This window comes from Dyadobacter flavalbus, assembly GCF_006149045.1.
In the GTDB taxonomy this organism is placed as follows: Bacteria; Bacteroidota; Bacteroidia; order Cytophagales; family Spirosomataceae; genus Dyadobacter; species Dyadobacter flavalbus.
In genome coordinates this window covers 1-11,832 of sequence record NZ_VBSN01000026.1, presented here as the reverse complement: position 1 = coordinate 11,832, position 11,832 = coordinate 1, and the positions used below count along the sequence as shown (strand labels likewise).

The following is an 11,832-nucleotide window of genomic DNA, read 5'->3' as shown; positions in this document are numbered from 1 at the left end:
TTTCCCACTGCAATGGAAAATAACAGAAGACATTTTATTAAAAAAGCAGGTGCACTGCTTGCTGGCGGAATTGCTCTCCCCTATTTATCACAAGGCTCGGAATTAGATGAACTGTTCAAGGATAAAAAGCCTGTCGGGATTCAGCTTTTCACTGTTTTTGAAAAAATGAATAAAGATCCGAAAGGCACACTTGAACAGATTGCAAAGATCGGTTACAAGGAAATTGAATCGGCATTCAGTATGCGTGAAGGTTATTATGGTTACAAACCAAAGGAATTTAAAAGCCTTCTTGAAGATATGGGATTGAAATGGCGTGCGCACCATGCCCTTGGCGCACCGTTTAAAATGCCGGCTGGCGGCAAACTGCCAACCGGAGCAAACGGGAAACCAATTAGTATTCCGCCAACCCTGAATCTGCGGGATAATTATCAGCAGCTTGTTGACAATGCGGCGGAAGGCGGACTGAGTTATCTGGTTTGTGCCAGTACGCCGGTCGGCACAACGGACGAAATTAAAAAATCCATTGAGGTTTTTCAGAAAACGGGCGAAGCAAGCAAGAAAGCAGGCATCGGCTTTGCATATCACAATCATGCAACTGAATTTGACCCTGTCGATGGCGGGAAAACACCTTATGAACTGGTGCTTTCGCAAACGGACAAGGACCTTGTAAAAATGGAGCTGGACCTTGCATGGGCTACGAAAGCCGGAAAAGATCCGGTTGCTTTATTTAAAGAACATCCCGGACGTTTTCCTTTGTGGCATGTAAAAGACATCAAAAAGGATTTGCAGACAATTACAGAAGTCGGCAACGGCATCGTGGAGTTCAAGCGGATTTTTGAGGCTGCCAAGATCGCCGGCATGCAGAGTTTTTTTGTAGAATATGACCTTGCACCTTCCATGGAAAGTGTCGCAACCTGTTATCAGAATCTGATTAAAATGGATGTTTAGTGGCTGTTAGCTGTTGGCTATAAGCCAACAGCTAACAGTTAACCAGTTCAATCATAAAAGTGAAAAGCAAAGGGCCAAATAAGGCATTTTATAAACTGTTGAAAAACGCCTCTGGCCATTATCCAGTACAATCTGTGATTTTTTGTTGATCCTCGTTGTGTACGTTTGCCGGCCAAAAAGGTACGCCAGTTTCAGACCGATCTTTCTGGACAGCCAAATTCTGGTATATACCTCCGAAATACCATTCTGATTAGGTGTGGCAACAGGCATAAAGTTAAACACTGCCGGAATGGTGGGAACAAACTGGTTATAATGCGTGACACTATCTGCAGGCAAGTGTCTTTTTAAATAAAATCCGCTTCGCCGTTCCCCGAAAGCAAGATTAACCAGATCGGTATTGAATCCAAGGTTTAATTTCCAGAACCTCAGGTTCATTCCGGCCACGAAACTGATTGTATTTGCAGAAACACGGTTGTACATGAGCGTATCGCTGGAAATGGCATCATTGGTTGAAAGCAAATCCGTTGCTCCGGTGTAATAACCTCCAGCTCTGATCCCTATGCCAAACTGAAGCCATTGTAAGCCCCTGACACTTAAATTTTCATGGTAATAAATACTGGGTGCCATCGAATTGCTTTTAATACCTGCTCCAATATCCATTCCGACATTTACAGTTGGCTGCTTTTGCGCATAACACAAAGTTGCTTTCAGCAGTATTATAATCAAAAGAAGGTGTGTGTATTTCATTAATTCAAACAATTAGCTAAAATTATTTTGCAAATAATTCTATGGAGGATTTACAAATTATATTCTGTTCACTGTATTATAATTAAAATAAAAAAGAGCAGGTGAAACACCCGCACTTTTTTGATAACAAACCCTTATCTTAATTTATTTACCTAACACTGTCGTAAACCTAAATGAATGTAAATGACAATGACCTGTTTTCTTTAATCAAGCTGGCTAATTATAAGCATGCGACAGATCATTTTCTGTAAGCAGCGTGGCAGTTATTTGCCGTGGTTGCCCCACGGGTGAAAGTGCCAGCAGATCCGTATTGAGAAATAATTCTCTATTAAAATCATCAATTCTATTAAAGCTTCCCAAAACAATCCATGGAAAGCCAAAAGAGGTATCCATATAGATAACCGGAAGTTCAAACATCCCGTAAGCAGCATGAAGCTGATTATATTCTTCAAGTGAGTGATTGTGAAACTCTCCGATCACTTCAATTTTGAAAGGTTGTTGAGCGCAATTATTTGCAGTATAAAACGACATTAGATTATGCTTGCGGACATCCTTTTCCAGCACTGCATTTTCACAGCAATCCGATGACTTTTCCTTTTCCGTCCTAAGTAATATATATTCATATGTACCGGATAACAGATAGTTTATTTTATACAAGCTAAAACACTTTTCCAGACTATTCAGTATCCTTTTCATCCGCTAATATGATTTTATCTCCTTTTATATTTTGTTATTTAAATATTATTTGTTCTCGAATGTCATTCATAAAAGGCTATCAAATAATAACCGGCTATGAATATTTGATACGAACTTAATACTAAATTTTAATGATTATAAAAGCGATGAGCAAATGGCAGGTTTGAAGTATTAAATGGAAAAAATTAATTTTCGGCTTTCCAATCAGAACTCTTAATCAATCCGGTCATATTGTTGTAAATCCCGTTTCTTTCTTCTTGAAATTTCCGCCTTTGATCCATCTGAAAGAATAATGAATTCACTGTTCTTGCTGAAAGAAGCAATATGAACAGGATTTACCAAATGTGATTTATGCGTTCTGATAAAGTCAAACTGATCAAGCATGTCTTCATAATGTTCCAGTGATTTGGATGAAAGAAATGATTTTTTACCTTCCAGATAAATCAGCGAGCACTTGCCACTTGACTGAATATGAAGTATGTCAGAAACATGAAAGAAAAAAGTGCCTGCTTCGGAGGATACCGCCAGGCGAAAATCTTTAATGTTTTTCTTTTCAACATTACGGATCAGGTTTTGATAGAGGTGCAGCTTTTGTCGGGCAGAGTTCTGTTGGTCGATAGACTTTAAAACGGCTTTGGTAAGTTCGTCGGGGTCAATAGGTTTGAGAACATAATTCAGTGCACTGAACCGGATTGCCTGTATGGTGTAATAGCTGTATGTTGTAGTAAAAATGATCTCGAAAGTAGAATTGTCCAGTCCGACCAGAAACTCAAAGCCATTTTGATGCGGCATTTTAATATCCAGAAAAACGACATCCGGTTGAAAATCAAGCAGTATATCTCTGGCTTCTGCTACGGAAGCCGCCTGCCTGATTTCGGCAATCACCGGCAAAAAATGAATTATGTAATAATTCAGAATACACCGGGCTTTGGTTTCCTCATCAACAATCAGGACCTTTATCATATGTAAATAATACCAGTTCAAATACACTTCTAATTAAGTGCTTGAATTTACCCTCTGGCCTAAATTTCAAATTATTTACTGCGCAAGCGGTATCTGCGAATTATCCAACGGTCAAAATCAATGTCAGGAAATAGCAAGATTATTAAAATTTTATGTTAAAAATTCGGAACAACCGAATTGACAAAAGCATTTGCAATCGGCTTTGGAACAGATTTTGAAATGTAACTTAAACAGTAAGGCCGAATCAAGCTGTACTTGATCCGGCCTTTTCTAAATAATATAAATTTTACTTTTTTCTGGTAAGTATGAGCTTGTCTATCCCTTCCATATCAAACACTACTTTTTCACATGTATTGGTTAAAACGGAAAAGCTATAACTGCCTGATGTTGCATTATTGTATTTACCAGTTACCACCACCGAATCCTTTTGTATTTTCCATGTGATATCTGGTGCGTTATCAGTTCCAAAAAGCAATCCGTTACTTTCAACGTATGAACCATCATTTTTAAATTCTAGTATATACTTGGTTCCTTCATCGGACATTAACAATGCATCCCATATCCCAACCAGATTTTTTTCAATTGTAGGTGCAATACAAACATCACTCTCATTTTTCTTGTGACATGATACAAACAATGCTGATAAAATCAGTATGATGAAAACGTAATGTAATTTCCTGATCTCTGTAAATATTAAATTTTTCCTCATATGTATTATGATAATTCTGAAGGATAAGCACTAATTACATCCCTATTCCTCTTTATATATTAGCTAAACAGTATAAACCATTATACAGATATTTACTTTGCCAATAAGATCTTGTAGTTATTTACAACATTATTTTTCTCCGTAACTTTAACAATGTACATTCCAGTTGGCAGGTGCTCAACATTGATGGTTTTAATAGGATCATTGCTGGATTCATAAACTTTCAATCCATTCGCATTTAAAATCTGAACACTTGCAACATTATTCCAGTCTGAGGCCAGTACACTCAGCTGTTCTGAAACAGGATTCGGATAAATTGATATGTTTGACATAACATCGAAGTTCAGGCTTTGGATCTTACTGAAAGTACTGCTTCCATCTTTATCAATCATGTGAAGGCGATATAAATTTAAGCCGTTAACTGGTTCCTTATCTATGGCCTCGTAATTTACCAGTTCTTTACTGTCTCCTTTTGCTGCTATGGTTGCTATGGTTTTCCATTCTTTTCCATTGGTACTACGCTGCACATCAAACTTTTCGCTATTGACTTCTTCTGTTGTAATCCAGCTTAAAAAAGCAACATTTTCCTGCTTCACAGCATTAAAAGAAACAAGTCGTACGGGAAGTGGAACATCTAAATTATCTGTACCAACTATGTTCCGGTTATTACCACTCAAATCGCCCCACTTTGAACCACTAAGCCCTGTTCCAAAACCTGACTCCTGGCATCTGAATTGAATCTTTGCTCCATTTGCAACCGTACCAATGGTTACATTTGGTCCGAAAGTAACCTTAACCGAAGCAACTTTTACAGGCTCCACAGTCAATGCAGCGTTTTCATCTGTTCTTGTGAAGGTATACTTAAACTTAGCATCATAGCCAGCCGGCGAATTTCCTTGTACATTCAGCTGAGCCTGAACGGTTTGAATCTGATTACTTACTTTAACTCCTGAATTAGTTACAACAGAAGCCGGGCCTACTGTTCCGTCTGTTCCGAAATCAACATCCCATGCAACATCTACACTTTGTAAGCCAAATTGAGCACCGTTGGCATTCAGGTAATCTACATATGCCTGACTTACCGACATATAAATATCAAAGCTCACCGAAGGTGTTACATCGTTGCTTGTAACAACATTCTTTGCATTGAAGAATAAATGCGGGCCGGGTGCCACGTTATCAATAGGTGTATTTTGTGCAAAGCATAAGCTTGTTATCAACATTAAAAACAAGCTTGTAACTGTTCTAAAAGTCCTTAACATAATGGTAATTTCTAGATATATAGTGTGAATCAATAGTTTAATATTGTAGAATACGGTGAAGTGCCATTGTTGAAGAACAGCATATTCAGATCAGTGACATCTACACCTCCATCAAGGTTAAGGTCTTCTCTAATGTATACGTCGAAAGGAGCACTAGTGTTACTGAAAAATACGGTGTTGTAGTCTGTCGCATCTATTCCCATATCGAATACGTCATTTACATCACCAGCCCACATACACCATACCCCATTTACCTGGATCATCTGTACTGGATCATTTCCTGTATTGCTTGCCTGAAGCAAGGATGTTGTAAAATCGTAGTTTACACTTTTATTAGTAAAATTGAGCACATTACTCATAATCGGAATATGGTTCCTATGTTTTACAACCACTTTTACAGGAACAGACTGAAAAGAAAAAATCGGCTCTTTTCCTTCAACATCAACAATCTTTCCATTTGTTTTCAACAACAAGTTTTTTGCTTCCAGTAGGAAATGTGGATCCAATCCATTGCGAATTTCTACACGAACCCAATCAACAACTTTTCCTGCTACTCCCTGCACATTGTAGATATCATCGTAGGTGCTGCTTCCGTCATACGGATCTGAAACAGGCAATAATCCTGTTCCATCTGAAAAGTAAGTCTGAAGTTGATTATGCATGGTATCTCCCTGCATTGCGCCTTGTAAAAATACCTTTGCATTTAAAGTGATTTCCGTAGGAGCGAGATCACACCTTGACATTTGCACATCTACTTTGGAAGTTGATGTCACTGTCTGAAAACAGTTTGTATTTGTGTTATAGAAAAAAGCATAATAAGATCCATTCGTACTGACTGACGCCGGATTCTTAACCTGTGCTCCGCTATGTACATTATTTGAATACCATACTACCTTCCAGTCATTGGGAATAGTGCCTGATATTGACTTTGTAAGGTCCACTGTCGTACTTGGACAAGCATTCTTGATTGTAGCTGTACTCAATTGTACCTGAACTTCGGGCATTATACTAACAAGTACGTCCGCTGTAGAATGCATTGTCTTATAACATTGGTTTAAGTTGTCAAAGTAAAAAGCATAATAAGTTGCTGATTTTGTAACGGCTGTTGGATCAGCAACTGGTGTACCCTGATGGTATGAATTCGTAAACCAAAGTAATTGTACATCGGCAGGAATTGAATTACTTACTGCTTTATTCAAGTTAATGGTTTCACTTGGACAAAGCTGCTGAATTATCTCCTTGGCTATTGGTACTTCCGTAGGTGGCGGTATGTTCACTACTACTTTTGCAATAGAATTATGGGTTAAGAAACAACCTTCAGGATTTTTATAAAATGCATAATAGGTACCGGCATCAACTTCGTTTGGATAAAGAATTTGAGTACCTAAATGTTGTGGGCTCTTAAACCATACAATTGTGTTGTTACTTTGAGTAGGAGTAACAGTAGAATTCAAATCTGCTGTAGTACCGGTACATGTATTAAAGATCTGTGGTGTGTTTATAAAAACCTGTTGCTCTCCCTGGAAAGTTACCGTTAGCTTGGCGGTAGAATTATTGGTATTGTAGCACAAATTGACTTTGTCATAAAAAAAGTAGTAAAACGTTCCATTCTTTGTTGTGGTGGTTATAGGATTGCCGGTATGATTAGGATTGTCAAATACCCTTACTTCAAAATTGGCTGGGATATTAGTCGGGGTACCAACTGGAACTTCATTATAGTGACTTGGATCAATTAGATTCTCCGTGGTTCCGGGACATGGGTTCCACGTATCCGAGGTTAATTTAATTTGTTTATCACTGCAAATCCGTTCTATTGGTACCGCAGCAAGATCAAGGTTAACAATCTGAGGACTATCCTTGTCCCAAGCAGGATTTTGGCCCGTGCCTGAAAATGTCAATGTAGCCTGACTAGCCGTTGCTGTGAACTTAAGTGTAATAGGATGCCATTTACCAATTGTTCCAAGATAATTGTTGACACTAAAGTCAAACTCTGCACTACCACTTGCTCCATTCGTTAAAGTAAGCTTAGCGGTTTTTCCATGTGCAGAAGTTTTTGTTGTTATTTTCCCATTTATAAATTGATGACCATAATGAATTTCTCTGGTACTAACATAGGCACTGATTTTATAAATACTACCAGGTATTAATCCGGTTATTGTAGTAGACGCTGATGTCTTAACAAGTTCAGTATTATTAATACTTAGAAAAGTAAAATGTCCTGAAGGTGGAGCAGGTAAAGGATCAACCCAGTCATAAGTTGCGAGAAAATCATTGGGCACATTGGTTATATATGGCCCAATTTCTCCATATATAAACTTGTCTGAAACAGAAGGAAGATGACCGGTTGGTGTACTGAAGCCTGTCCAACCAGGCGGTACACAAGATAAACATTGTTTTGAGTTTGTAGATGGAATTGTTTGTGCTTTTAAAACTCCAATGCCAAACAATAGTAAGGCCAGTGTGTATAGAAAATGTTTTTTCATAGTATATTTTAGTAATCAGTTAATTGTCAAATAAATGGTAAGAGACAATGGTCATATACTGGTTTTCTCCGCTTTTGTTCCATCGTGCATGTTTGTTTAAGTGTGATTATAAAGTTCATGGATAATAGATGGCAAGGTGTTATTAAGCATTTATGTGATGCTAAAAGTGCAGCTTAATCGTAAACTTTAAAATATAGAATGACCCAGTGACCGCTTCGGGCTACCAAACGGTAAAATAGAAGTCAGCATGTGACTTTTTTGATATTCTTCGTCAAAAGGCAGAAAATGCGAAATACGTCATTCTGGAAAGCAGTATAAAACTGCGGAATGATGACTCCATTAAATAACCGGAAAATACCTTTTAATAAGTAATTACTTGCTAATATTCATTTATTTAAGAATTATGATCCAGGTTTTCTGTACTGGCTTAATCTCAACGAATAATGATACGCAAGGTTCTTATATGCTTACTGTTCCTTTTTTCATATACAAGCACTTTTGCACAATTTGTTTTTCAAAATATCCGTGAAGAGGACGGGCTTAGTGCAAAGGAAGTTCGTAGCCTTTACAGTGATAAAGACGGTTTTTTATGGATAGGGACGACAAACGGCCTAAACCGTTTTGATGGTGCAACAGTAAAACAATATATGGGATTCAGGAATGAAAAGAACATTTTCATCACCTCTATTTTGCCATTATCCAACAACAAGGAATTTATGCTTGGAACAAACAAGGGAGTTGCCATTTTTAACAAGCAAACCGGGGAATTTTACAGAAATAAAGAGTATACAAGTATTGAAAATGAAATTATATTGACCATCAAGGCAGATCACAGAAACAGAATATGGATTTTAACAAGCAAAACAGTTTTTTTATATGCAAACGGCAAATTAAATGAAGCAAAGGCATTAATACCTTCTGCCGCAGTTATCCGTAATAAACATTATTCATCACTTGCTTTTATCTGGGACCCGCATCGTAAAGGGTTTTGGCTGGGAGGTTCCAATACTTATTTTATAGATTGTGCCAGAGATATGGTGTTTAGCAAAGAGCATAATCCCTCAGGCATTCCTGTTCTAGAAAAGTCAGAGGTTTTTGCTATTGCCGTTGACAAGCACGCTGATGTATGGTATGGAAGCGATAAAGAATCATCGCTAAGTTTCTGGAATCATAAAACAAACCAGGTTACAACTTATTATGAACTAGATGGCATTACCTTAAATGGCTTTAACAATATTTTTATTGACAGTAAAGAACGAATCTGGGTCTCAACTTATCTGTTCGCCGGCTTTCTTAAAGTTCCGGGACAGCCATTCAGAAAAATTCCTTACAGCCAAAACCAGAAGTATTCGATTGGATATGGCTTTTTTAACGAAGCTATTGAAGATCCCGAAGGAAATGTGTGGCTTGGAACCATCAATGGTGTGAGCAAAAATCCTATTATTGCTCCATTGCAGGCTATTTATGAATTGCCAAGTTTCAAAAGTTTTTTAGAAACCGGGTTTTCACATGCCAACTCCATTGTCATAGACGGACCACATCTGATAGCGTGCAAGGCCGATGGAATAATCAAGTATAATATGGTTACGCGTACATATGAAAGGTATGCAATAACCCGAAAGAAAGACTTGATCCAGAACTCGTTTGACAAGGCTGTTAAACTAAACAAAACCTGGTGGTTTGCTGGCTATGATGGCATTTACACTCTTAATGGAAAATCTCTAAGGAGATTCGAAAAAGTAAAAAAGGCTCCGGCTCCTTTTATTTTTACAGATCATATTGGAAATATATGGTTCCAAATATGGAACGATGCCATATACAGGTATAATCCGCAGACTAAAAAGTGCCTCCGCTTTGATGGCAAAGATCCTAAATACGGTTTTTTTAATTACGAGAATGTATTGGGTTACTTAGTTACTAAAAGAGGTGATATTCTATTTGCTATGAAGGGAGTTGGGATCCTAAAATTTAACACGGCAACTGAACATTTTTCTATCGCTAAAATGGCAAATGCTAATGATTTCGAAACTTTATCCTCCTCCATGCTAGAAGATAATGAAGGCAATATTTGGGTTTGTATAAAAAACAGAGGGGTTATCAAAATAAATCAACAGGGTGTATACCTGGATAGTATGAACACCGGTAACGGGTTGCCATCGGATAATGTAAGCAGTATTGCAATGGATGGACGAGGTTTTATCTGGGCTGCAACCCGTGAAGGATTGGTGTTTTTTAATCCAACAACCAAAGAAGTAACCAACGTTGATATTGATTTTGGGAAAACTTTACAGAATTACTGGAACTACGTAACATTTGCGAATGGTAAAATTTACCTGGTTATGCTGGATCAGGTGGTTGAAATCAACCCGCACCTGTTCTCCAGGATTTCCGTCAAGCAGCCTCCGCATATTACTTCTGTCAGAATATTTGAAAAAGAGCATGTATTTGATACAAAAGAAATTCTTCAGCTGGAACCGGACCAGAACTATATCAAATTTCAGTACTCATCGCTTAATCACAGAGATATTCCTTCTCTTCAGTATAGTTATCAGTTACAAGGGATTGACAATAAATGGATTAATTCTGGCAGATCTCTGGTTGCGGCATATAACAACATCCCTCCGGGTAAGTATATTTTTAAAGTCCGCAGTACAGATGCAAACGGCAAATGGATGAAAACGGCAACTACATTGCAAATTAATATATTACCCTATTGGTGGCAGACATGGTGGTTTTTGACGATATTGGCTGTACTTGTTGCCATTTTGCTAGGCGTATGGTATCGGCAGTATTTACGTAACAAGCAAAAACTCATTGTTGACAATACCATAAATTATTTTATTGATTCCGTGTATGGCGGAAATACATTAAATGAAATTTGCTGGGATATAGCCAGAACCTGCTCTATGCAATTGCATTTTGAAGATTGTTCGGTTTATTTATTTAACAGCAAAAGGAAATTGCTCATACAAAAATCATTGTATGGATTAAAAAATACAAAAGTCCATGAATTGGTAAACCCAATTGAAACTGAAATAGGTCAAGGAGTCGTAGGAACGGCAGCAGCAGTAAGAAAAGCTGTTGTTGTTCCGGATTTTTCTAAAGACAAACGCTACATTGCTGTTGATCCATCAAAAAGATCAGAAGTTTCTGTTCCTATTTTGCATGAAGGAAATTTGTTGGGTGTGATCGATTCGGAGCATAGCCGTAGAAATTTTTTTAATGAAGAACATGTTCGTGCCTTGACAGCAATTGCTTCTATCAGCGCAAATAAAATTGCTGAGGCACAGGCGCGGGATCAGGCTCTGGATAAGGAAAGGATGCTACTGGAAATTAACAGAATGCTGGCTGACAGTCAGTTGATGGCGCTAAGAGCACAAATGAACCCCCATTTCGTATTCAACTGCCTGAACAGTATTCAGGAATGCATTATTACTGAAAAATACCCTGAGGCTAGCAAGTATCTGAACAAATTTTCCAAATTATTCAGGATGGTGCTGAATAATTCGGATAAGAATCTGGTTACGATTAAAGAGGAAGAAGATGTACTTCACCTTTACCTGCAGCTGGAACAAATGCGTTTTGAAAACAGCTTTTCTTACCAGATTTTAGTTGATGACGAACTTGAAACTGAAGAAATTGTCCTTCCTTCCATGCTTTTACAGCCTTATGTTGAAAATGCTTTGTGGCACGGATTAATGCATAAAGATGGAGACCGGACATTAACCATTTCCTTTAATAAAATCAATGAAGATATATTTGAATGCAGGATTGAGGACAATGGAATAGGAAGAAAGAAATCTTATGAAATTAAGGAATACAACAGCAAAGTAAAACGTCATAAATCGAAAGGATTACAAATTTCAAAGGACCGGCTTGACATTTTACAAAAGCAAGGGGAGTGTACGCTGAACTGTGTCAGAATTTGATTTTGGTAGATTCAGCCTCCAAGGAAAAATTCGCGGTCTGCTTGTAGTCTATCACCAAATTTAATATACAATTGTGACATCGTCAAACCCCAATT

General features: G+C 37.8%; 8 protein-coding genes. 2 read left to right on the top strand and 6 right to left on the bottom strand.

The annotated features are described in order from the left end of the window. The first annotated feature begins 12 nt into the window (after positions 1 to 12). The gene (locus FEM33_RS04835) at positions 13 to 948 is read left to right on the top strand and encodes a sugar phosphate isomerase/epimerase family protein (RefSeq protein ID WP_139010976.1); all 936 of its coding nucleotides are present in this window, start codon (positions 13 to 15) and stop codon (positions 946 to 948) included. Between the two features lie 51 nt (positions 949 to 999). On the opposite strand, the gene FEM33_RS04830 is transcribed toward FEM33_RS04835, so the two are convergent. The 6 genes from FEM33_RS04830 to FEM33_RS04805 form a co-directional block, all read right to left on the bottom strand. Beyond that, positions 1,000 to 1,575, bottom strand: a complete 576-nt coding sequence (locus FEM33_RS04830) for a hypothetical protein (protein ID WP_139010975.1) — start codon at positions 1,573 to 1,575, stop codon at positions 1,000 to 1,002. A 336-nt stretch (positions 1,576 to 1,911) separates the two neighbouring features. After that, positions 1,912 to 2,391 (bottom strand): hypothetical protein, encoded by a 480-nt coding sequence (locus FEM33_RS04825; RefSeq protein WP_139010974.1) that lies wholly within the window; start codon positions 2,389 to 2,391, stop codon positions 1,912 to 1,914. Positions 2,392 to 2,604: 213 nt separating this feature from the next. Continuing rightward, positions 2,605 to 3,354, bottom strand: coding sequence for a LytR/AlgR family response regulator transcription factor (locus FEM33_RS04820; protein WP_139010973.1), 750 nt, complete (start codon positions 3,352 to 3,354; stop codon positions 2,605 to 2,607). Between the two features lie 286 nt (positions 3,355 to 3,640). Further along, positions 3,641 to 4,063 (bottom strand): hypothetical protein, encoded by a 423-nt coding sequence (locus tag FEM33_RS04815; RefSeq protein ID WP_139010972.1) that lies wholly within the window; start codon positions 4,061 to 4,063, stop codon positions 3,641 to 3,643. A gap of 92 nt (positions 4,064 to 4,155) precedes the next feature. Continuing rightward, positions 4,156 to 5,325: a T9SS type A sorting domain-containing protein gene (locus FEM33_RS04810; protein ID WP_139010971.1), complete on the bottom strand. Its 1,170-nt coding sequence runs from the start codon at positions 5,323 to 5,325 to the stop codon at positions 4,156 to 4,158. 29 nt (positions 5,326 to 5,354) lie between these two features. Further along, a complete protein-coding gene (locus FEM33_RS04805; RefSeq protein ID WP_139010970.1) occupies positions 5,355 to 7,808 on the bottom strand; it encodes a hypothetical protein in 2,454 nt (817 codons plus the stop codon). A gap of 443 nt (positions 7,809 to 8,251) precedes the next feature. Here FEM33_RS04805 and FEM33_RS04800 point away from each other — a divergent pair, with 443 nt between their 5' ends. Beyond that, the gene (locus FEM33_RS04800) at positions 8,252 to 11,737 is read left to right on the top strand and encodes a sensor histidine kinase (protein WP_139010969.1); all 3,486 of its coding nucleotides are present in this window, start codon (positions 8,252 to 8,254) and stop codon (positions 11,735 to 11,737) included. Positions 11,738 to 11,832: the final 95 nt, after the last annotated feature.